Origin of the sequence: Seonamhaeicola aphaedonensis, from assembly GCF_003386195.1 — a bacterium.
In the GTDB taxonomy this organism is placed as follows: Bacteria; Bacteroidota; Bacteroidia; order Flavobacteriales; family Flavobacteriaceae; genus Seonamhaeicola; species Seonamhaeicola aphaedonensis.
The window spans coordinates 387,568-410,439 of sequence record NZ_QRDX01000003.1; the positions used below are offsets into that span (position 1 = coordinate 387,568).

At 33.9% G+C, this 22,872-nt stretch carries 21 protein-coding genes; 6 read left to right on the forward strand and 15 right to left on the reverse strand.

The window, feature by feature from the left end; genetic code table 11:
- Positions 1–85: 85 nt before the first annotated feature.
- Genes rpiB through DFQ02_RS07460 form a run of 3 tightly spaced genes read left to right on the forward strand, consistent with a single transcriptional unit; the run spans position 86 to position 1,920 of the window.
- Positions 86–520: a ribose 5-phosphate isomerase B gene (gene rpiB / locus DFQ02_RS07450; protein WP_116523786.1), complete on the forward strand. Its 435-nt coding sequence runs from the start codon at positions 86–88 to the stop codon at positions 518–520.
- Entirely contained in the window at positions 521–1,426 is a 906-nt protein-coding gene (locus DFQ02_RS07455) for a cation diffusion facilitator family transporter (RefSeq protein ID WP_116523787.1), read from the forward strand.
- 53 nt (positions 1,427–1,479) lie between these two features.
- Positions 1,480–1,920: a GNAT family N-acetyltransferase gene (locus tag DFQ02_RS07460; RefSeq protein WP_116523788.1), complete on the forward strand. Its 441-nt coding sequence runs from the start codon at positions 1,480–1,482 to the stop codon at positions 1,918–1,920.
- A gap of 2 nt (positions 1,921–1,922) precedes the next feature.
- Here the strand turns inward: DFQ02_RS07460 and DFQ02_RS07465 are convergent, their stop codons facing one another.
- From DFQ02_RS07465 to rnpA, 3 genes are all read right to left on the reverse strand, one after another.
- Entirely contained in the window at positions 1,923–2,777 is an 855-nt protein-coding gene (locus tag DFQ02_RS07465) for an OmpA family protein (protein ID WP_116523789.1), read from the reverse strand.
- A gap of 76 nt (positions 2,778–2,853) precedes the next feature.
- Entirely contained in the window at positions 2,854–4,488 is a 1,635-nt protein-coding gene (locus DFQ02_RS07470) for a S41 family peptidase (RefSeq protein WP_116523790.1), read from the reverse strand.
- Positions 4,489–4,502: 14 nt separating this feature from the next.
- Positions 4,503–4,874, reverse strand: a complete 372-nt coding sequence (gene rnpA, locus DFQ02_RS07475) for a ribonuclease P protein component (RefSeq protein WP_116523791.1) — start codon at positions 4,872–4,874, stop codon at positions 4,503–4,505.
- A gap of 196 nt (positions 4,875–5,070) precedes the next feature.
- On the opposite strand from rnpA, the gene DFQ02_RS07480 reads away from it, so the two are divergent.
- A complete protein-coding gene (locus tag DFQ02_RS07480; RefSeq protein WP_116523792.1) occupies positions 5,071–6,921 on the forward strand; it encodes a CBS domain-containing protein in 1,851 nt (616 codons plus the stop codon).
- Positions 6,911–8,122 (forward strand): succinylglutamate desuccinylase/aspartoacylase family protein, encoded by a 1,212-nt coding sequence (locus DFQ02_RS07485; protein WP_245940220.1) that lies wholly within the window; start codon positions 6,911–6,913, stop codon positions 8,120–8,122. The genes DFQ02_RS07480 and DFQ02_RS07485 overlap by 11 nt, the downstream gene beginning before the upstream one ends.
- Before the next feature lie 88 nt (positions 8,123–8,210).
- On the opposite strand, the gene yiaK is transcribed toward DFQ02_RS07485, so the two are convergent.
- The 3 genes from yiaK to DFQ02_RS07500 all read right to left on the reverse strand — a co-directional run bounded on the left by yiaK (position 8,211) and on the right by DFQ02_RS07500 (position 11,575).
- Positions 8,211–9,227: a 3-dehydro-L-gulonate 2-dehydrogenase gene (gene yiaK, locus DFQ02_RS07490; RefSeq protein ID WP_220340238.1), complete on the reverse strand. Its 1,017-nt coding sequence runs from the start codon at positions 9,225–9,227 to the stop codon at positions 8,211–8,213.
- Positions 9,228–9,277: 50 nt separating this feature from the next.
- Positions 9,278–10,261: an aldo/keto reductase gene (locus DFQ02_RS07495; protein ID WP_116523793.1), complete on the reverse strand. Its 984-nt coding sequence runs from the start codon at positions 10,259–10,261 to the stop codon at positions 9,278–9,280.
- 168 nt (positions 10,262–10,429) lie between these two features.
- On the reverse strand, positions 10,430–11,575 hold the full coding sequence (locus tag DFQ02_RS07500) for an alpha-hydroxy acid oxidase (RefSeq protein WP_116523794.1): 1,146 nt from the start codon (positions 11,573–11,575) through the stop codon (positions 10,430–10,432).
- 349 nt (positions 11,576–11,924) lie between these two features.
- Here DFQ02_RS07500 and DFQ02_RS07505 point away from each other — a divergent pair, with 349 nt between their 5' ends.
- Positions 11,925–12,743 carry a hypothetical protein gene (locus tag DFQ02_RS07505; protein WP_116523795.1) on the forward strand — a complete coding sequence of 273 codons (819 nt, stop codon included), beginning with the start codon at positions 11,925–11,927 and terminating at the stop codon, positions 12,741–12,743.
- Positions 12,744–12,990: 247 nt separating this feature from the next.
- Here the strand turns inward: DFQ02_RS07505 and DFQ02_RS07510 are convergent, their stop codons facing one another.
- From DFQ02_RS07510 to DFQ02_RS07550, 9 genes are all read right to left on the reverse strand, one after another.
- Positions 12,991–13,785, reverse strand: a complete 795-nt coding sequence (locus DFQ02_RS07510; protein ID WP_116523796.1) for a cation transporter — start codon at positions 13,783–13,785, stop codon at positions 12,991–12,993.
- A 170-nt stretch (positions 13,786–13,955) separates the two neighbouring features.
- The gene (locus DFQ02_RS07515; protein ID WP_116523797.1) at positions 13,956–14,555 is read right to left on the reverse strand and encodes a CDP-alcohol phosphatidyltransferase family protein; all 600 of its coding nucleotides are present in this window, start codon (positions 14,553–14,555) and stop codon (positions 13,956–13,958) included.
- Positions 14,556–14,707: 152 nt separating this feature from the next.
- On the reverse strand, positions 14,708–15,997 hold the full coding sequence (locus tag DFQ02_RS07520; protein WP_116523798.1) for a retropepsin-like aspartic protease family protein: 1,290 nt from the start codon (positions 15,995–15,997) through the stop codon (positions 14,708–14,710).
- Positions 15,998–16,587: 590 nt separating this feature from the next.
- A complete protein-coding gene (locus DFQ02_RS07525) occupies positions 16,588–18,747 on the reverse strand; it encodes a S9 family peptidase (protein WP_116523799.1) in 2,160 nt (719 codons plus the stop codon).
- A gap of 31 nt (positions 18,748–18,778) precedes the next feature.
- Entirely contained in the window at positions 18,779–20,446 is a 1,668-nt protein-coding gene (locus DFQ02_RS07530; protein ID WP_116523800.1) for a DUF885 domain-containing protein, read from the reverse strand.
- Positions 20,447–20,811: 365 nt separating this feature from the next.
- Positions 20,812–21,099: a type II toxin-antitoxin system RelE/ParE family toxin gene (locus DFQ02_RS07535; protein ID WP_116523801.1), complete on the reverse strand. Its 288-nt coding sequence runs from the start codon at positions 21,097–21,099 to the stop codon at positions 20,812–20,814.
- Complete coding sequence (locus tag DFQ02_RS07540; RefSeq protein WP_116523802.1) at positions 21,092–21,331, reverse strand: ribbon-helix-helix domain-containing protein; 240 nt, start codon at positions 21,329–21,331, stop codon at positions 21,092–21,094. The genes DFQ02_RS07535 and DFQ02_RS07540 overlap by 8 nt, the downstream gene beginning before the upstream one ends.
- A gap of 348 nt (positions 21,332–21,679) precedes the next feature.
- Positions 21,680–22,003 (reverse strand): type II toxin-antitoxin system PemK/MazF family toxin, encoded by a 324-nt coding sequence (locus DFQ02_RS07545; protein WP_116523803.1) that lies wholly within the window; start codon positions 22,001–22,003, stop codon positions 21,680–21,682.
- Complete coding sequence (locus DFQ02_RS07550) at positions 21,994–22,239, reverse strand: AbrB/MazE/SpoVT family DNA-binding domain-containing protein (protein ID WP_116523804.1); 246 nt, start codon at positions 22,237–22,239, stop codon at positions 21,994–21,996. The genes DFQ02_RS07545 and DFQ02_RS07550 overlap by 10 nt, the downstream gene beginning before the upstream one ends.
- Positions 22,240–22,872: the final 633 nt, after the last annotated feature.

Below are 22,872 nucleotides of genomic sequence, written 5' to 3' on the forward strand. Positions count from 1 at the left end.
ACAGTTATTAACAAGTAATTAATAACACCGTTCACAATGTTTAATATTACTACCTTTGTTAAAAGTATAAAACATAAAGTAAATTATGACTATTTCAATTGGAAACGACCATGCTGGAACAGAATATAAATTAGCTATTATAGATTTTTTAAAATCTAAAGGTATTACGGTAATAAATCATGGCACTAATGCTAATAATAGTGTAGATTATGCTGATTTCGTACATCCTGTTGCTGAGGATGTTGAGACTGGAAAATCTATTTATGGTATTTTAATTTGTGGTAGTGCTAATGGGGTGGCTATGACTGCTAATAAACACCAAAAAATACGCGCAGGTTTATGTTGGAATAAAGAAATAGTAGAATTAGTTAGAGGACATAATAATGCTAATGTATTATGTATTCCCGCAAGATTTACTGCTATACAACAAGCTATTCAAATGGTTGAGACCTTTTTGAATACCGAATTTGAAGGTGGGCGTCATAAAAAAAGAATAGATAAAATCCCTTTATCTTGTTAAATGAGTCACGCACATACCCATAATCATACAAGTTTAAAAGGTAGAAATCTTCTTATATCTATTTTTTTAAACATTATAATAACTACAGCTCAAGTAATAGGTGGTCTTCTATCGGGCAGTTTATCTCTCTTAAGTGATGCACTTCATAATTTTAGTGATGTAATTTCACTTATAATAAGTTATGGTGCTAATAAATTAGTAGGAAAAAAAGCCTCTTTACAAAAAACATTTGGTTACAAACGCGCTGAAATTTTAGCAGCTTTTATAAATGCAGTCTCTTTAATAGTTATTGCTATTTTATTAATAATGGAAGCCGTTGAACGTTTTTCTAATCCGCAAGAAATAAAGTCTAATCTGGTAATTTGGTTATCTACTATAGCTATCCTTGGTAATGGTTTTAGTGTGTTATTATTAAGAAAGGACTCTGAGTTAAATATGAATATTAAAAGTGCTTATCTCCACTTATTTACTGATATGATGGCAAGTGTGGCAGTTTTAATAGGTGGTTTATTAATGAAGTACTATCAAGTATTTTGGGTAGATAGTGTACTTACTTTGTTAATAGCATTATACTTAATTTGGATGGGTTTTGATCTTTTAAAACAATCTACAAAAGTACTTATGCTTTTTACACCAGATAATATTCCGGTTAAGGAAATAGTAAATGAAATCAATAATTTTGATTCTATTAAAAATATACACCATGTTCATATTTGGCAATTAAATGAAGATGAAGTTCATTTTGAAGCACATATAGATTTTAACAAGGATATTACTTTATCTCAATTTGATGATATTTTACAAGAGATAGAAGTTTTGGTTTTTAAAAAATATAAAATTAACCACGTTAATATTCAACCGGAGTTTGGTAAAGTAGATGCTAAAGATGTAATTGTTCAAGATTGATAAACTATTTATTTTACATAAAGAACTTGTTTTAATTTATCAGTTAATCATTTATGTTAAAAATTAAAACAAAACCATTTTCAGAATTAACTACCCTAGAACTTTATGATTTATTGCAATTAAGAAGCGAAGTATTTGTAGTAGAGCAAGATTGTGTTTATCAAGATATTGATGATAAAGATAAAAAAGCAATGCATATTTTAGGTTTTAAAGATGATGTTTTGGTTGCTTATACACGTATCTTCAAACCTGGAGACTATTTTGAATTGGCTAGTATTGGTAGGGTAGTGGTAGCTAAAAATCAACGCCAAAATAAATATGGTTATGATATAATGAAAGCCTCAATAAAAGCTATTAATGCTTATTATAATGTAAATAAAATTAAAATATCTGCTCAGGTTTATCTCAAGCATTTTTATAATAATTTAGGTTTTATAGCCACTGGACCGGAGTATTTAGAAGATAATATTCTGCATGTTGCTATGATTAAGTAAATTTAATCACCACCAACATAAGTTATTAATATTTCAACGCGTCTATCATATTTTGGGTCGCCACCTAATGGAAATTTTCTACGCATACCCATATATCGCATTCTTTTTTTGTTGACTCCTTTTTTTGCAAAATACTCATAAATATATTTTGCTCTAGCCTCAGAAAGATTTCTCTTTTTGGTTTTCCTATCAACCGCATCTCTGCTAAACTGGGTACAACACACATGCCCTTGAATAGTAAAGTAAATATCATCTCGCTCAACTAAGGCTTTAGCTATAGATTCTAAATCTTTTCTAGACTCTTGAGAAACAGTTGCATAACCTGTTTTAAACAAGATATTTTCAAAAACAATCTTATCGCCAACGTTTAGTTTTCCTTTTATTTGTTTTGGAACATCTTTCTTATTTTCAACAACTTTGGGTGCTTCTTCTTTTTCAGGAAGAATGGGAGGGTTGGGGTTTACAATAATCTCAACTTTACGATTTAAACCACGAATCTTATTAATATTTTTTTCTTCAACTATTTTTAATAGAATCTCACCTTTTCCATCAACATGTGTAATTAAACTTTCACTAATCTCATTTTCCGAGAAAATAGTTTTTATAGCATTGGCGCGTTGTTGGGATAGTTTTAAATTATAGGACGGTGCCCCTACATCATCACAAAAACCAAAAATGGCAATAGACTTTATTTCAACTTCATTCAAGCTTGAAATAAAGAGTAATAACCTACTTTCTTCGGTTGGTGGAACGTCATATTTATCGGTGTCGAAATAAACTTCATGAGTTAGGTTTTTTTGAGCTAAAACCAACATACTTGCTAGAAGCATAAATGATAAAACAAATAATTTGTTCATAGGGATAAAAAACGAGTATATAAAGATACTATTTTTAAGGAATTATTAATATTAGAACTGTATTTTCAATTTAATATTACTTTAAATAACTACTATATGTAGATGGGTTATCAAGTATTTCTGTAGCTTTTTTTATTTTTTGATCATGAATTTTATAATACTCATACAACCCTTCTCTATACACATATCTTTTTACAATTTCCTCTGTTAAAAGTTCCAATAAAAATGTTTTGTTTTCCGCAATCACATCTACTTTTGAATTATTTAAGTTTGAAATTAAGGTATTAAAATCGTTTTCAATATTATCATTTAATTCCTCTTTTGTAGCGGTTTCAAAAGCTTTATAAAGCGCTGTTTCAGTTTTGGTTTTAAACGAAAAATTATTGTCTTTTAAATATTTTTTAAAAGATGAAAAATCGCTATCATTCATTTTTAAGGTATTAATATTTTTAATTTTATGGTTGTAATAATACGATGTAGCAAAGTTGAAAATAAGATCGTCGTTTAAAATAGCATTGGTAATGGTTGTATTTTTTGAAGCCTCAAAAACAACATCGGGATATACCCCTCCACCATCAAACACTTTTCGGCCGTTTTTAGTTTTAAACTCATTATAATTTTCTTGTTTTACACGAACTGCTTCACCTTTTTCATCTCTATTCCAATAATCTAGTGACTGAATACAACGTCCTGAAGGTGTGTAATATCGTGAAATGGTAATTTTAACCTGTGTACCATAAGTAAGAGGCTTAGGGCGCTGTACCAAACCTTTTCCAAAACTACGTGAACCTACAATTACGGCTCTGTCAAGGTCCTGTAAAGAACCAGAAACAATTTCACTGGCTGAAGCACTATTACCGTCTATTAAAACAACTAAAGGTATTTCGGTATCTATAGGTTCGCCTTGCGTATAATAGGTTTTGTTATATTTTTTAACTTTAGATTTTGTGGTTACCACCAACTGTCCTTTTGGTACAAATAGGTTTACAATTTTAATAGCTTCATTTAATAATCCTCCAGGGTTTCCACGTAAATCTAAAATGATATGTTCTGCGCCTTGAGCTTTTAAATCACGCAAGGCATAATTAGTTTCTTTATAGGCTTTATTATTAAATTTATTTAAAACAATATATCCTGTTTTATCATTAATCATAGAAAAATGGGGTACAGCTTTAATTTCAACTTCAGCTCTTTCAATGGTAGCAATTGCTATCTTTCCTTGGCGTTTATAGGTGACTTCTACCTTAGAGCCCGATGTTCCTTTAAGTAAGTCGCCGCTATTTTCCTTATAATCTTCAATATTTATATTACCTACTTTTAGTATCTCATCGCCAGCTTTTAATCCTGCTTTATCAGCGGGATAATCTTTATAAGGCTCCACAATGACCAACTTATCTTTGAATGTTTTCACTTTTGCACCTATACCCGTATAATCTCCAGTATTGTTTATTCTTGCAGCTTCCACATCTTGCTCATTCATAAAGTTGGTATAGGGGTCTAAGTCTGCCAACATACTTTTAATAGCGGTATCCATTAAGTCTCCAGGGTTGGTTTCATCAACATAATTCATATTGAGTTCTTTGAAAAGGGTAGTGAATATTTCAATTTGTTTGGCTATTTCAAAGAAGTCGTTTTTAAAAGCTGTAGTACTAAAAAAAATGGTTGCTGCCATTGTTAGTAGCACAAATTTATTTTTGAGAACTTTTTTCATGGGATTTATGTTTATTATGAGATTTTGTTTAAAAAGTTTTCAAACAACACCTTCATTTTAGTTTCCACTTGTTTAAAAGTGGGTTTTTCTTTACCAATGTACAAAATCATTAACGCATATTGTGTTGTAATGTTGTTAAAAAATAAGGGTTTGTTTAATCTATAAGATTCTCTTAGTAAACGTTTTATGCGGTTTCTATCCACAGCATTTTTAAAATGTTTTTTACTTACCGAAACCCCTGTTTTGGCTACAACATTCTCTTCAAAAGACATTTCTAAAAACACCATCCGTAAGGGATAACTAGACACCGATTGCCCTTCTGCGAACAATTGATTTATGAGCTTTTTGCTTTTAAGTTTTTCTTTTTTACCGTAAGTGAAATTCAAGTTAGGTTGATTTTAGTATTCAAAGGTAGAAAAATAAAAACCACTAAGATATAAAGTGACTTTTAGAGTTTTTATAAGCTATAATATTTTATGTTTCTGAATATATTGGCAACTGCTTAGTCATGATATAAGTCATAGTTTAAAAGGTGTTTCAGAGCTAACTTAGCTTAGTTAAAGCGTTTTAAAATACAGTGTCATGAGAGATTTTAATATTATACAACTAAAGAACAAAAAAGATAGAGCTAATTATATTTACCATTTACTGAATGATATAAAGGCTCTAGATTTAATGATTGAAAGAGGATTAATAGAAGAAGGCTCCCTAAGGGTAGGAGCCGAGCAAGAGTTTTGTTTGGTAAATGAACAGTTTTTACCAGAAAATAAATCACTAGAACTTTTAGAAGCTATTAATGATGATCATTTTACAACCGAAATAGGCAACTATAACTTAGAAATTAATTTAGATGCTCAAGATTTAAAAGGGGATTGTTTTTCTAAAATGTATAATCAGCTAAAGTCATTACTAGAAAAAGCTGGAGAAGAAGCGTCAAAAAAAGGTATTAATATAATTCTAACAGGTATTTTACCCTCATTAACTGTAAAAAATGCCGATGAACAAAACATGACCGAAGTAGAACGTTATGCTGTTTTAAACAATGCCTTAAAGAGTCATAGACGCCAAAACTTTGATATTCATATAAAAGGTGTAGATGAACTCAATTTATTAAGTGATTCTGTTATGCTAGAAGGATGTAACACTAGTTTTCAAATGCATCTACAAGTGGGGCCTAATAATTTTATAGACAATTATAATTGGGCACAAGCCATTTCAGGCCCTATATTGAGCGCTTGTACCAATTCTCCACTATTATTTGGACAAGAGCTTTGGATGGAAACTAGAATAGCCTTATTTACTCAAAGTGTTGATACCAGAGCCAATTCTTTTTTATTAAATGAAAAACAATCTAGAGTTAGTTTTGGTAACCGTTGGCAAACAGGATCTATAACAGATATATTTAAGGACAACATTTCAAGATTTAGAAGCTTTATGACCACAGGTTTTATTAAAGATAGTATTGAAATGCTGAATAGGGGCGAAGTGCCCAAATTAAGAGCTTTAGGGATTCATAATAGCACGGTATACCCTTGGAATAGAGTTTGCTATGGTGTTATGGACGGTAAGCCAAACTTGAGAATAGAGAACAGATATATTCCGTCTGGGCCAACTATAAAAGACGAAATAGCAAATCTTATGTTTTGGGTTGGTGTTATGCTTGGAAAACCAAAAAAATATGAAAACATTCATGATCAATGGGATTTTAAGGACGTGAAAACTAATTTCTTTAATGCAGCCCGATATGGTATGGCTACACAGTTTTATTGGGACGGAAAATATGTTTCTAGTTTCGATTTAATTGTAAATGAACTATTACCAATGGCATACAAAGGCTTATATAAAGTTGGTATTTTGCCTCAAGATGCAGAGTATTATCTAAAAATTATTAAAAATAGAGTACATAATAATAATGGCTCAGAATGGATAACTAGAAATTACAGGAGTTTACTCAAAAACCACAAGCGTTATGAAGCTATGCAAGTGTTAACGGCCAGTATGTATGAAAAACAACAAAAAGGATATCCGGTGTCCACCTGGGGTATGTTGCATCATAGTACAGAATCTCGATTTAAAGATCAACGTGTTGTTAAACATATTATGAGTAGCGATATTTTTTCAGTAAGGAAAAAAGACAGTGTAGAATTGGTTTTAAATATCATGAAATGGAAAAATATACATCATATGCCAGTTATAGACGGTAATAGAAAACTAATAGGCCTCATTAGTTGGAATGATGTTAAAGATTATTTGGAAATACCCAAAAAATTAAACAGTAGTGTTGGTAGTGTTATGAAAACCGATATCATAACTACTGAAGAATATACACCTGCTAAAGAGGCTAAAGCTTTAATGGAACAACATGGTATTGGTAGTTTACCTGTTGTTAATCAAGGAGAATTAATAGGTTTAATTACTTTAAATGATTTTTAATGGAATGTTAGATATCTATAGTAAAGCATTGAATGAAACCATACAAGTTGAAAGATTTATAGGGAAGGCGTTTGGTGATAAACAGGGTCCTACTTTTGTAGTTTTTGCAGGTATTCACGGAAATGAAACTGCTGGTGTTTTTGCTTCTAAAGCTATTTTAAAAACAATCAAGCCAAAAAAAATAAACGGCACCGTTTATGCTATTTCAGGAAACCTAAAAGCACTTAAACAAAATCAGCGTTTTATTGACACCGATCTAAATCGCCTTTGGACACCTGAAAATATAGTATCTATAAAACAAAAGAGTAATTTAAGCGCTGATGAAGAAGAACTTGTGGCTTTATTAGATATTTTAAATAACATCATAGTCACAGGAAACCCTCCTTTTTATTTTATTGATTTACATACAACTTCTAGTAAAACACTACCCTTTATTACCATAAATGACGCTTTGATAAACAGAAAGTTCTCAAAACATTTTCCAGTACCTATTGTATTGGGTATAGAGGAGTATTTAATAGGGCCTTTATTAAGTTATGTAAACCAATTGGGTTATGTGTCTTTAGGTTTTGAATCTGGTCAACATGTCGAAGCCCAAGCTATTACCAATAGTGTGGCTTTTTTAAAAATGGCCTTAGTTGTTGCTGGTGTTTTGAAAAAGGATGATGTAGATTTTATAGATTGTTTTAACTTATTGAAAACTCAATCTGAAAATCAACAAAGTTTTTTAGAGGTTATTTATTTACATAAAATAGAAAAGAATGAAGAGTTTAAAATGTTAAATGGTTTCAAAAGTTTCCAGACCATAAAAAAAGGAGTTCCTTTAGCGGTTAGCAATGGCGCCAATGTGTTTTCAAAACGCAATGGTATTATTTTTATGCCACTCTATCAAAAACAAGGTAGCGAAGGTTTTTTTATCATAAGAACCATTAAACCATTTTTTTTAAGGTTATCGGCATTTTTAAGACGAATAAGAGTTGATAACTTGCTTGTATTGTTACCTGGAATCTCTTGGTTAAACAGAAAAGAAGGGATATTAAAAGTAAACTTAAAAGTTACTAAGTTTTATGCCAAAGCTATTTTCCATTTGTTGGGTTACCGAAGCAGACATACAGACAAAACCCATTTAAGGCTTAATAATAGAGAGCGTGTAGCTAAAACGATTATGTATAAAAAAGAAAAATGGTACAGCAATTTTTAGAGTCTTGCGATTTTAATTATAACAATAAAAAATGACAAGCTATTTTTGGTTTATTATTCTAATAAAAGGTCTGTTATTTCTTTAGATATTATTCTTCTTTTAATAAAGAAAGTACTTTTTTCCAAATTTCTGTATTGACATTCATTCCATTTTTTGTGTTGTATTTTTTGGCGTTTGCTGATCGTTCTCCAGGGTAATAGGTTCTGTTTCCATTATCAGTGGGTGTAGCATCATGTGTGTAATTGATAATTTCATTTATGAGTGCCTGTTGTAATTCTTTATCAGGAAATATCTCAGGACAAATACAAAGATAGATTTGTGAAATGGCGGTTTCATAATTGTTTAATCCAATTCTGTAAGTAGAGTTTCCTGCCGATAGTAAAGTTGCTATCATATCAAGAACTATAGAAAAAGCAGATCCTTTCCAGTAGCCAATAGGCAGTCCTTGCTCTGTTTTAAGAATTTCTTCTGGGTTTCGCGAGAGCTTATGGTTTTCATCCCAACCACCATGATAAGGCAGTTGTTCACCCTTTAATTTATAGTTATTTATTTTACCAAAAGAAAATTGAGAAAGCGCCATATCTAATACAATATGACCTTCTTTTCTTGGAATAGAAACTATAAAAGGATTATTTCCAATACGACTTTCCTTACCACCCCATGCTGGCATATTGGGTTGTGTATTGGTAAAAAGAATGCCAATACAATTTTCATTGGCGGCTTGCCAGCCGTAATAGCCTCCTCTCATCCAATGATTGGTATTTCTAAGAGCAACAAGTCCCATTCCGCTTTTTTTTGCTAAGGCTATTGCCCTGTTAGTACATGTAATGGCATTAATAATTCCAGGTCCTTGATGGCCGTCCCATCTTTCTATGCTCCCAAAGGCTTCTACTTTTTTGGCTTCTTTATCTATTTTTACTATGCCTTTTTTAACCGTTTCAATGAAAAAGGGAACGCGGTTGATTCCATGAGAATTTACGCCGTATAGGGTATTCTGTGTAAAAACATCGGCTAAGAGATGTGCTTTACTTTCAGTAAACTCATACTTTTTAAAGAGTGCATAAAGCACATCTTTCATTTCCTGTGAAGTGATTGTAAGCATCATCCGACATGTATTAAAATAGACTTATAATATGATTCTGGTAGCTACATTTATTAGTAAACCCCCCTAATATGACTGTGAATCTTATTATGATAAAAGTCTTCTAGTTGTTTCATTAACTGGCTAGAAAGCGATGGTAAATTACTTATTTTAGAATTTTCTATAACCTGCTTTGTTGAACTTGCTCCAGGAATAATTGTTGTTACCTCTTTGTGATCTAATATCCAGCGTAATGACATTTCCAATATAGACAGATTTTCTGGACAAAATGCTTTTAATTCATCCGATAGTTGTACACCAATTTTGAATGGAAGTCCTGCAAAAGTTTCTCCCACATTAAAGGCTTCTCCATTACGGTTAAAATTTCTATGGTCATTTTCTTTGAACTCTGTTTGGCTTGTAAATTTACCTGAAAGCAACCCACTAGCCAAAGGTAAACGCACAATAATTCCTACCCCTTTTTTGTAGGCACATGGCAGTAGCTCATGAGTTAATTTTTGTCTGAAAATATTGTAAATAACCTGAAGTGATTGAAGCCCTTCTTGTTCCAAACATATCAAACCTTGATTAACACTTTCAACACTAGCGCCAAAATGCGCTATTTTCCCCTCGTTTTTTAAGGTTCTTAGCCAATCAAAAATAGCTCCTTTTTTTAATTCCTCTGTTGGTATACAATGTAACTGTAATAGGTCAATACAGTCTTTGTTAAGTCGTTTTCTGGAATTATCAACAGATTTTCTAAGTGCTTGTTCACTATAATTGTTTGGATACACATTGGCATTACGGCCAAACTTTGTGGCAACTTTTACATCGATATTCGATTGTTGAATAAATTCTCCAATCACTTCTTCACTTCTACCATCTCCATAAACATCAGCAGTATCAAAGAAATTAATACCATTATTAATGGCTTTTTCAAGAATTTTCCTAGCTTGGGTTTTATTTATTTTATTACCCCAATCTCCACCCAATTGCCAGCAACCAAGGCCTATTTCGCTTGTTTGAAATCCATTGTTACCTAATTTCCTTTCTTTCATTTTTTATTTATTAGATGAACACCTGTAGTTAGCAAATCAATATTGTCACTAACTTACAAAAAAACAAAAGCAACGTCATGAACATCAGTGACGATTTTCAGAATTAGGTAGGAACTTAAGAAACTGTGAATTAAAACTTTTGTTAGAACTTGTTTCTAATGTTAATTTTTACAACTTGTAATCAGGGAAGTTTTTTATCTTCTCGCAACTTACTTGTTCCATAACTTGACCAAGTTGTCTTTTTAAGATGTTAATGGTATGGTCTCCTCCTTGTTTTCCTAAAGCGGCCACTCCATACATGAAAGAACGACCTAAAAAGGTGAAATCGGCACCAGAAGCCATGGTGGCAGCAATATCTGGGCCCGTGCGGATACCACTATCCATCATTACAGTAATTTTATCTTTATATTTTTGGGCAATATGGGTCAGTGGTTTTATGGTAGATTCTCCTCTATCTAACTGTCTTCCACCATGATTAGAGACTATAATTCCGTCTAAACCTAAGGCTATGGCTTTTTCTACATCTTCATCGTTGGTTATACCTTTAATGACTAATTTACCTTTCCATTTATCTCTTATTGGCTTAATACGCTCTGGGGTTAATCGACCATTAAAAGTTTTATTCATAAATAAACCTAAATGTTTTAGACTTAATCCTTTAGGCAGGTAAGGTTTTAACGTTTTAAATTCAGGCTGACCAGCCATTAATGTATTAAAGGCCCATGTAGGTCTAGAAAGAATTTGAATCATATTTTGAACCGTCATTTTTGGAGGAATAGAAAGTCCGTTTATAATCTCTTTGGAGCGATAGCCAAACGTAGGAGTATCAGATAATAATACCAAAACGGGATAATTAGCATCAGCAGCTCTCTGTATAATGTCGTTTCTTAGTCTGGCTTCCACAGGATAATATAGCTGAAACCAGGCATTACCTTCAGTTATATCGGCAATGGTTTCAATACTAGCCGTACCCACAGTACTGAGAATAAAAGGAATGTTATGTTCAAAAGCAGCTTTAGCTAAAATCTCAGAGGCTTTTGGCCACATTAAACCTTGTAAACCTATAGGGGCAATTCCAAACGGAGCGCTATATGTTTTATCAAACAAAGTAGTTTCTAAAGATGCTCCTTTGTAGTCTCTTAAATAGTATGGTTTAAGTTGAACATCTCTAATTTCTTTAGTGTTTCTGTGTAAATTAATTTCAGAATTACAACCACCATCTAAATATTCAAAAGCAAATTTGGGTATTCTTTTTTTAGCACGTTCTCTTAAATATGGAATATCTGGATATTTTGAATTGAATTTTTCTGTCATTTATTTTTATTATTTAGGCACAGAGTGGACTTTAGAATTTTTTGTCAAAAATAAGGAAATTATAAATAATCTATTGGTAATGTGCTATTCCAAAATAAAAGTTTAAAGAAAAAGCTTTTGTTTTAGAATCGTAAGAGAATCATATTCTATGAGCGAAATTTTAGAAAAAATGATTTCAATATTAAAAGTTTACTTTCCTTGCCTTTAAAAGAAGATAGTAAGCATGATAAGATTTACAAGCGGAAGGTCATAAGCAATGCACAATAGCAATTTTATATGGTATTTTAATTCAATCTATTGTATTTTAAATCAGTTTTTGTACTTTGCTTAAAATAAAGTATTTATTGAAATGAAACTATTAATTCAAATTTTCTTAGCTTTTTTATTTGTAACAGTATTTACAGACAACATTATAGCACAAAATGATATAGTTTTAAAAATTGATGGTACTGAAATGATTGGAAAAGTCATAGCCATTGGCGAAACAAGTATTAATTTTATCTACAAAGATGAAACTATTGAGTATAAAGTACCCAAGATCAAAATTGCAAAAATTACCTTTTCATCTGGGCGCGTTGAATTTTATAATGAATCTTCTAGTTTAGCAGATCATCACAATAAAGTGGCGATTTTACCCTTTGCTTTTTTAAAAAATAAAGACAATGGCTCTAGTGCTATGTCTAAAAAGATTCAACAGGAAACCTATTCAATATTTAATACTCACAAGGGGGTCTTAAATTTTCAAGACCCAATGACTACCAACAGATTGCTTGGTAAAGCAGGTATTGGAGCTGAGGATGAAGAAAATTACTCTATGGGAGAGTTATGTGATATACTAGGAGTTGAATTTGTTGTGCAAGGTTTGGTTTCTTTAGAAGAAACAAGTGTTTCAAGTTATTCGGCATCTAATACTAATATCCAAAAAAACGACAAAAAACCGGCAAAAACGTTTGTTGGTAAATTGTTTGATAATTCTGGTACAAATATTAGTACTAGCAGATCTAGCACCTCTATCAAAAATTACAGAACTACAATTACTATGAACGTTTATAATGATAAGGGCGAGAATATTTTTAGCAAGGATCACGAATCCTTTTGGCAATCTGATGATGCCTACAAGATAACTTTGAAATTTTTGGCAAAGAGAACACCTCTGTATACTAAATAATGTCAAAAATGTTTTTAGCTAGCTTATATGTTTTTAGTTTCTATAGGTTATGATTCACATCCTAAAATTTTAATTTTTTGTGCTAAGTTATTGAATAAACCCCTTTAAGTACAGGAGGTGTTAAATAAGCTATTGAAACAGGTATTTGGAATAGAAAAAATGAATTGCCTTACACCGAGAATTTTGTTACCAAATTAGCTTAAAATTACTTGTTTTTTAACTCAGTTGTATGTTTTGTTAAGTATTTTTATTTACTCAGTTTTAATATTCTAAATGCTCCTTGAGTAACCAAAACAAAAACGATTGTTCCAATAATCAAATCAGGTTTGCTTGAATTTAACCAATTTACCAAAACACCTGCTATTATCACCCCCAAATTGATAATCACATCATTAGACGTAAAAATCATAATCGCTTTCATGTGTGCCTCTTTTTTGTTTTTTGACTTTTGTAAAATGTAAAGACAAATCCCATTACCTATAAGAGCGAAAGCCGAAACGACAATCATTGTTGAAAAGTTAGGAAGTTTCTCCTCTCCGAAGAATCTCTTAAAAACCTCTATAAATCCTATTATTGCTAGTATTATTTGAACGTATCCAGCAAGTTTAGCAATTCGCTTTTTCTTTGTTAAAGTTCCACCAACCGCAAAAAGACTAATTCCATAGACAAAACTGTCCGCAAGCATGTCCAAACTGTCCGCAACTAATCCCATTGATTTTGAGATTATTCCGGTTGTTATTTCAATTAAGAAAAAGGAGAGATTTATTCCAAGTACTGTCCAGAGTAGTTTTTTCTGGTCTGCGTTTTCTTTAAATTCAGTTTGGTCGGTTTGTTCAGTCGAGATTTTCTTTCCGCCTAAATTCAGTTCGAGAACCGACTTTTCGATTTGGTCGATTTGTCCGCTGTGAAAAACGGTCAGTTTTCGGTTGGGAATGTCAAAGACCAAATTCACAATACTTGAGATTCCGTCCAATTTCATTCGGATTAGATTTTCCTCAGAGGGGCAGTCCATTTTTGTAATCTTAAATATTGTTTTGTTCATTCACATTTCGGTTTTATAGATTTTGTTTGGTTATGGTTTTGTTGCGTGACACGAGCGCAGCAAAATCCGTTATGAGTTTTCAACTTAAACAGAAGATAGCAAAATTGCATGGACTATCCGAGAGGAAATTCAGAAGCAATTAACTATAGCCGGTATTAACAAAACTTGTTTTATCCATTTAAATATTCATTCCGCTTAAAATCAATTCCTTTTCTTATTAAATAAGCGTGATATGTACTTGGTATGTCATGAGTCCATTTGGGTAAAATCAGGGTTATTAAAATTCTATCAATATGAGATATCAAGCCCATAATAATAGCTAAATTGAAAGGAATTCCTGCATAGTTAAATCCTATTAACGAAGTAAAGGCAATTAATAAAGTAATTCCCCATAATTTTGAAAGAAAAGCGTGTGTGCAAGTTTCCCTTTTGAATTTTACTAAACTTATAATGTAACAACTCATTTCCATCCCGAGAATTGTCCAGATATAAACAGAATTATCGGAAATTAATTTAGGGTAGAGTATCCAAGTTGCAAACCCCATCGATAACCAAAATATCATATCGGTTTGACTATCCATTCGCCTTATTTTAGCCGAAGATATACTTAGCTTTCTTGCTATGATGCCATCTAATATGTCAGATATAAGTCCCAAATACATTAGAACTACAATAATTATTTTAGCATTTTCTCCTATGAAATAGGCTAAACATAAAATAACAGGCGCTAATAATAGCCTAAACAATATTAATGAAATAGGAATGTTCATTTTTAATTAACCAACGGTTTAGTCACTAATTTACAAAATAAAACAGGTAATAGATTCGGTAATAGATATCACTTAGATTTCCCATAATGACTATAGAACCTGAAACGTTATTTTCTTAATAGAAAGTATATATTGATTTTTTTGCATCACTTTTATTTAAAAACTACAGAACCATACTTAAAACTTATTATCATCTCGTCAAACTGTTTTATAAAGTCTTGACCTAAGTTTCCGTAAAAGTTACTAACGTCTCCTTTGATATCATTTTTGTGAACTCGTATACTTTTTAGGCTAGCACTAGAATTACCTACAGACAATACTAGACTATCTAATAAAAACCCATCAAATTCAACAATGCCACCGGCGCTTCCTGATTTTAATGCTTGAGGTGTATAGTTCTTTTCAATAGTATCTTGATATTTTCTGTAAAAGGGAGCATACAAAGAAGTGGTTCTAGCACCTGTATCAAAACTAAAACTTAAAGTATCTTTTTTATAATTAATTGCTATTATTGGCGTAAGACCATCTAAAGCAAAGTTTTCTTGTTTGTAATCTATTGGATCTTTTGGGGTAAAAATGGTATTGTTTTTTGAAATGCGCACTTCATCCATAGCTTCAATTACAGGAAAACCAATAATACCATTTATGTAGTATTCTATTTGAGGAAAGGAAATATCCTCATCATCTAAAACTAAAAACACAACATTTTTAAAAGTGAGATCCCCAATCATCAACTCATTAGCGATAGCCAAATCACTATCTACTTTTTCTCCTGTGAATGCCGTAACATAAAAATCAGATTCTATATACGTTAGCCCTAGCTCCTTAACAAGAGATCTCTTTATGACAGAAATATTTGCTCCTGTATCAAAAATATAATGCTTATTTTGGTGATTGATTGATACATCAATATTAAAAAGCCCTACTTTATCTTTTGTCATCGGAAATGAAACATCAGAATTTTTTTCAATTTCTTGAGTAGGTATATTTTCTAAAGATTTCCAGATATTCAGTTCGTTTTCTAACATTTGAACTTTTGAAGAATCATTTAAATGGCTATAGTTTTTTAAAATAAGTTCACTAACCTCTTTAGCCTGTTTATATTCATACAGGTTTATATGATTTAAAATTTTAGTATAGTATAATTTGTTTAACATGGTGTCTGTTAAACTTAGCGGTTCTATACTCAGCAACTCTTCTATTTTAGAGTTTGATTTAGATAAATCATTGAACAGATTTAAAACAATGGCTTCGTAATAAAGACATAGCTCTTTTGATATTAGGCTCTTTTTAGAATTAAGGCTTTGTCTTAATTTAAAATAGTCTTGAGCTTTAGCTAGAGAATCTAGATGTTTAGTTACAACCAGGTCATTTACATTTTTAGTTTGTGAGTTTTTACAGGCAATAGTTAAAATTATAAGTAAAAAAAGAATGTTTCTCATGGTTATAGTTTTATAATGTTTGATCTTATTTTCCAGTTTAAATTTTATATATCTCTCTCATAACTTGATTCTAAGTTTACCTTGATATGGAAAATTTTATTCTATTTATTAATAAAACATCTATAGATAAACAAAAAAATCAATATCACCAACTTTTCAAGTCGGCACCTTTAGCAGCACCTTTATGAACCTTTTCTACATACTTTTTGATAAACATGCGGAGATATCTCAACCTACTTATATGGTTTCTATATAACTAACTTACTAAAATAGGAACTAACAATAAGAAAATCCGCTGGATTTTCCGAAAGGAAAATCAGAAGCAATGAATTATACACATTGTTAGCCTTTCGTCATTTATTTATTAATTCAACTACTTTTTTGTTCAAATCTTTTATTCTTTTAAACTAATTTAGTTGAAAATTCATTGACTATAAGCATTCCTAACTTTGTGAAAATAATGCAGGTTAAACCGTATTGTGAAAATACCATCAAAACCTATAACTCTATTGTAAAAATTTCAGAAGGGTATTTCAACAAACCTTTAGTTCGTGTTCCCCAACGTCTGGTAACAAGACACCTACAAATATCTACTCAGATGGCTCGGCTAGATATCGGTCGAAGTATTCGATTAGTTTACCAAATAGGTAGCGATCGTAATGCTGCTCACGGCTCCATCCATGCGTCGCACCCGGTGCAAATGCAAAGTCGAAGTCTTTGCCCTGTTTAATCAGTTCTTCAGCTAACACGGCTGTTGTTTTGAAAGGTACCACATGATCTTGCATGCCATGGATGAACAGGAGTTTATCCTCCAGGTTTGCTGCATAGTTGAGTGCTTTTCTTTCGAAGACCTCAGGGTGTGTTTGTGGGGTACGAACAATCGCAACATCGTCCGTACCAAAGAACACCGGGTCAACAGCCGCCGCCGCCGCAACACCTACCTGGAATAAGCCCGGCTTCATCAACAGCGAATAAACGGCGAGTGTACCACCATAACTACTGCCCCAGATTCCAATACGATTGGGGTCTACGTAATCTAGAGACTCTAGGTAGGCAACCGCACTTGCATAATCTTCTATGTCCTGGTCCGCAAAGCCCAACAAAAACTCTTCCCGAAATGCTCTACCATAACCGTTACTACCTCGAGAATCTACCTGCACAACAATATACCCTTTCTTGACTAGTAGTTGCTGTACAAGGCTGTAATTACCGGCCCAACGGTTCCTAGCTGTATTGGAATATACGGGACCAAAAACTACTGGATACTTTTTGCCAGGCTTCATGTTGTCAGGTTTTAGAATCCGGGCATGCAGCGTGTAGTCATCTACAAGACTGGGAAAAGTAACGTATGCTGCACTTGTCCAGGTTTTCTCTGTGAACGCTCGTAATGGAGAATGGGTCACTCGCTTGGCTTTGCCACCCTTGCTATTTATTGCGTAAAGCTCAGGAGGTGCTATGTCATTACTATGCAAGACTATCAAGTTTTGGCCATCTGGTGAAGGATAACCAACATTTTGGCCTGCTAAACGCGTCATCTGCTCAGGTTTGCCACCTGACATATTCAGGCGATACACGTGCTGTTCGTAAGGATTAACGCCGTTCCCTGTATAAAATAGCCAATCAGCAGCACTCATTGGAGCGGATAGTACATCAAAAGAGGGGTCTGTCAGGAGTTGTGGACTCCTTTTAGATTTTGATGGGTCGATCGTATAAAGCCCATACCTATCACCCATATCGCTCAAAAAAATAACCTGCCGCCCATCTGGATGCCAGGTAGACCCAAACGAGGTGTACATACGACTCTCGCGTACTCCTTTCCAAATCTCACGGGGTTTGGATTCATTAGGAGTTACAACGAAAAGTTTACGTTCCACTGCAGTATCAGAAGCTACATCAATCAGCAACGAACCACTTGATGACCAGTTAAAATCGATAATCTGATTAGCGCTTGGTTCTGGCAAATCTAAATAAGTGATTTCTCCGCTTTCTATATGGAGCAGGCCAACCCTACGTATCTCGTTGGGATCGCCTGGGTAACTTCTGCGTACTTCATTAGGGTTGGTTTCGGTAGCGAGATAATTAGGGAATGGTACCTTTTGCATCTCACGTCTATTAACAGAATGAAAAACAATTTTCTTCCCATCTAGAGCCCACTTATAGGTTGGACCACTCCAAATACCTGGACCAATTTCACGTTCAGGTCTGCTATAGCGGCCCTTTCCTAAATTAGATAGACTTGCAATCCCAATCTTGGTAAGCTGCCGATTTTGTTTGGTTTTTAAGTCAGCAAGCCACAAATCACCATTGCTTATATATGCCAAATGATTTCCATTTGGTGAAATAGACAGGTTATGTGCGCCTTCCGTTACAGTCATCAATTCCGAGTCTTCGCCTTGACGCAACTTTGTCTGCCATAGATTTTTACCACGGAGACTGATGATTGTATTCTTATTTGCCCAGACGATATCGCGCACTGGCGCAGATTCCGTATTGGATATGAGGCGTACCTCATTCCCCGCCTTTGAGGATACCCAGAGGCCACGCCCTGAAGTTCCTGGCTTACTCCAAGAGAAAGCAAAGCGCTCGCTGTTTGGTGCCCATACCGGTTTTGACGGCGTTGTCCCTGTTAGTTTTGGTGATGCAAAAATAGCATCAATGGTGAGCGCTGTTTCCTGTGCTGTAACGGTTCCGGTTATCACTATTAAAAGGACTGTTATTGCCCATCTTTGCCAAAAAGAAATATAGTTCATGCGTTTGTTTCAAAAATTATCTAATATCGAATTACTTCATCATGATCATATGGTCAGCATTACCAGTCATTTCCCACTGCGTTAACACTACAGGGATATTACCAATACAATTGATGCTATCAAAAAAATCACTGAGTTTAAATGCCTCTCCCTGCTGCTCTTTGCTACGCGCATATTCTGCCATAGCGGCTTCCAGCAAGTATTTCCCTGTGATATAGCTTGTACCGTAACCCGGCTGTCTTAAATACAAGTGCTGCTCAAATATCAATAACTCTTTTTCCGTTTTCATCCAACCTCTAGGCGTATATTCAGAATGTATACCGCCAGCCTCTTCCATAGTCATTTCATTGGCATGTGCATAGAGGGAACCTAATCCTCTTGCAGCCCTTTGTGCTATCATAATGTAGACAATCTCACGCACTCTAGGATCATCATCATATAAGCCAGCATCCATAAACATTTCTTCCACAGCAGTGGCAGTACCCTCATTCCTAGAATCGAAGATATTGTACAACAGTGGCCCTTTTCTAATCTCACTTGGATTAGGCTCATTTTCCATTCTAGCCAGTTCAAACCAATGATAAAAGTGAGAAAACAATGGGCGAGGATCATAATGCGAAGTGATATAAAAAAAGTTTCTTGTTTCCTCTGGAACAAATGTACCTAAGTGCTCTCTTAAAGCAGGCTCAAAATAATCCTTGACCGTTAAAATAGCTTCATTCTCTAGGAAACTGATGAAGCTTTTGGCTGCACGATTGGCAAGGGCATCATAACGTTCTGGAGAATCTGCGGCGATTAATTGGGGGAGATTACGATTGCGATGTTCTTCCAATTTCAAAGCCGACCATGCACGAGCCAATTCTCTTTTAAGAATCATCACCTCGTCTTCCCAAGTAAGCGGAACCAAATGCACATTTTGCATATACAAGGTATAATTCTCCTTGCCTATACCTGAAGGACCGGTTTTCTTATCGGATTGGGCTTCCAACCATTTTACTAATTCATTGGTAGACGTTTGGGCTTTTTCAATAGCGGATATCATGGTTTCATCAGCACGCACACCTGCAGCATTTTTCATGTCCTCGAGTACTTCAGATTGCTCCTTGATATCTCTAATACCCGTGATCCAGAGGTCTCTAGCATTCCCTGTTAGATTAGTTTTGGCTTGTTTGTTCAATGATGGTATAACGGCCAGATCATTGAGCATTCTTTTACGTTCTGCAGTGCTTAGCGGAAATTCATAAGTCCACAATTCCAAGGTGCTATGATTAGTGGGGCCTTCATGCGCCGGTACATCACTCTTGTAGGTCCATATGGTCTTGTAGAAAGCAGGGTCACGTTCCCATGGCTTAAGTACGCGATAGTTAAAATCAAAACCGTTCATCTCTGCCCAGATGACCATCCAATCCACTTTATTGGGGATAGACCAGCCCGAAGTGTCAATGGCAGCATGGCGCGCTCTTAATTGATTGAAAGCAGGTATTCGCTGAGTGAATGTAGCTTTACGATAATCGGGTGAACCTTCGTGCTCTGGAGGCGTTTCAAAACTTCTCCATTCTTTGAACAACGAAACTAAATCCTGATAGTCATTGGAAGTACTATTTTCAGTTTTGGTTTTCTTGTTTCTTTCTTTCTTATCCGTTTGACAGCAAAAAAATAGGATTATCAAAAGAGGAAAAAGGACGGTAGTTGTTCTCATATATTGATGGTGATTACTTAGTTAAGGGATTTTTAGTAATTTGGTTTAACCCTGAGATGGAACACATTTACTTTAAGATGCATTGTCTGCGAAGCAGCGTAGATTAAAGTTCGCCATCGGCGAATGTGTTCCATCGGTCCTGGCTATCCCTCTGGCGGCGTTGGGCGGCTGTTTCGGAAGCTTGCTTGCGAAGCAAGCGGCAGTGGCGTAAAACGCCACGTACGAATAAGATAGCCTCGGAGCCGCCGAGATGTTCAGTTCCGTGTTTTGTTGTTTGGTCTAAAAGTAGCAAAAACTTTCCAATTACCGATTCAGTTGCCGCTAGGGGATAGCCGTTGTTGGCAACAGTTTTTTTATTTATTCAGTTATAGTTTTGTATTCAAATACTGCCTTCCGACGATTGTCATTATTTCTACAATGTTATCATTGATTCTGTAGTAAATACTGTCAACTCCACATACGCAACGTCTATATCCCTTTTTTATGTAATCCACAGATTCAAAGGAAAAAGGTCGCTCGGAAATAATGTCGAAATATTCAAAAAACGATTCAAAATATTTGTCCGCTTGGGTCATTCCAAATTTTTCGACTCCGAAATGGTGAATCCGAATCAAATCATTTTTCGCTTCGTTGGTCAATCTGTATTTAGCCATTAATCATAGACTTTGATTGGGCTAAAATACTCTCCTTACTGTCATTCGTAAACCCGCTATTTTCAGCTTTTTCCAATTTAGCTCGAATCCAGTCAATTTGAACTTGCTGTTTTCTTGCTTGTCTAATCAAATCGTTAACTAATTCGCTTTTGCTAGAATATTCTTTATTGTCTACTTGGGCTTTTAACCATTCATCATTTGGTTTTGTAAAAGATATACTTTGTCTCGACATAATTTAATTATTTGATGTAAATATACACCAAATATGAATCATTTCTAAATTATTGCCAACTCAGGGTTAAACGTATTTCTGTTTTAAGCATGAAAAGATAATAAATTCCTTAGCAATAATTAGAGAAAAGCTCTTCCTTATAATCTCTAATTATTGATTATCAATTCGCTTCGCGTTAGCGAAGGATAAATTGTGGAATTTAATAGATTGGGAATTCGAGAAACAGAGCCAAATTACTTTTAAGCACACGATGGCTCACGTTAGGGCTCGATGCCCGTCGATGGTGATTACTTAGTTAAGGGATTGTTAGTAATTTGGTTTAACCCTGAGATGGCATTGGTAATTTTTTTAGTCCACAAAGGTTTCTTTTATTACTTCTTTGCATTTTTCAATTTCCGATTTTGTCAAACTCTCAAAAACTCGGATAATTCTTATTTTGTCAACTGTCCGAATTTGGTCGATTGCAATCATTCCCTTTTTTCCGTTATGTTTAACTGAAACCCTTGTCGGATATTTTTTCAGGCTCGTTGTCATTGGTGCAAGTACGATTGTGTTCAAATATTTATTCATTTCATTTGGTGAAACGATAACACAAGGTCTTGTCTTTTTTATTTCACTACCGATTGTTGGGTCAAGGTTTACAAGAACGATTGTGTATTGTTTTAATTCCATTCCCCAAGATTTTCGTCATCGAATACATCGTTCATTAGCAATTTGTCGTCTCCGTTTTCACGCATTTTCTTAAATTCCTTTTCCCAATTCTTTCGAGGCGAATCGATTGGTTTGAGAATTATTTGTCCTTTTTCAAGGATGAGTTCTACCTTGTCCTTTATTTTGTATTTTTCCAGAATGGTCTTGCTCAAACGAAGTCCTTTAGAATTTCCGATTTTGATTATTGATGTTTCCATAATTTCTTAAATGTTATTACAAAGTAAATACATTTTATTGAAATATCAAAATTCGTTCCGTATTAATGCCAACTCAGGGTTAAACGTATTTCTGTTTTAAGCGTGAAAAGATAATAAATTCCTTAGCAATAATTAGAGAAAAGCTCTTCCTTATAATCTCTAATTATTGATTATCAATTCGCTTCGCGTTAGCGAAGGATAAATTGTGGAATTTAATAGATTGGGAATTCGAGAAGCAGGATCAAATTACTTTTAACCAACGATGGCTCACGTTAGGGCTCGATGCCTGTCGATGGTGATTACTTAGTTAAGGGATTGTTAGTAATTTGGTTTAACCCTGAGAAGGAACACATTTACTTTAAGATGCATTGTCTGCGAAGCAGCGTAGATTAAAGTTCGCCATCGGCGAATGTGTTCCATCGGTCTCGGCTATGATTTCGTTGCGGAAAAATCCGCAGGATTCTTTCCGCCGTAGCCGAAAGATAGCAAATAAGCGTTGAATTCCGATTAGGAATTCAACCGCAATGAACTATAGCTGTCTTAAGTTTACAATCTCTTAATTTTAGATTATAAATCAGAAAGAACAAAAGAGAGGAGTAAGATTAATATAGCCGTAGGAACTTGCGATTCCGT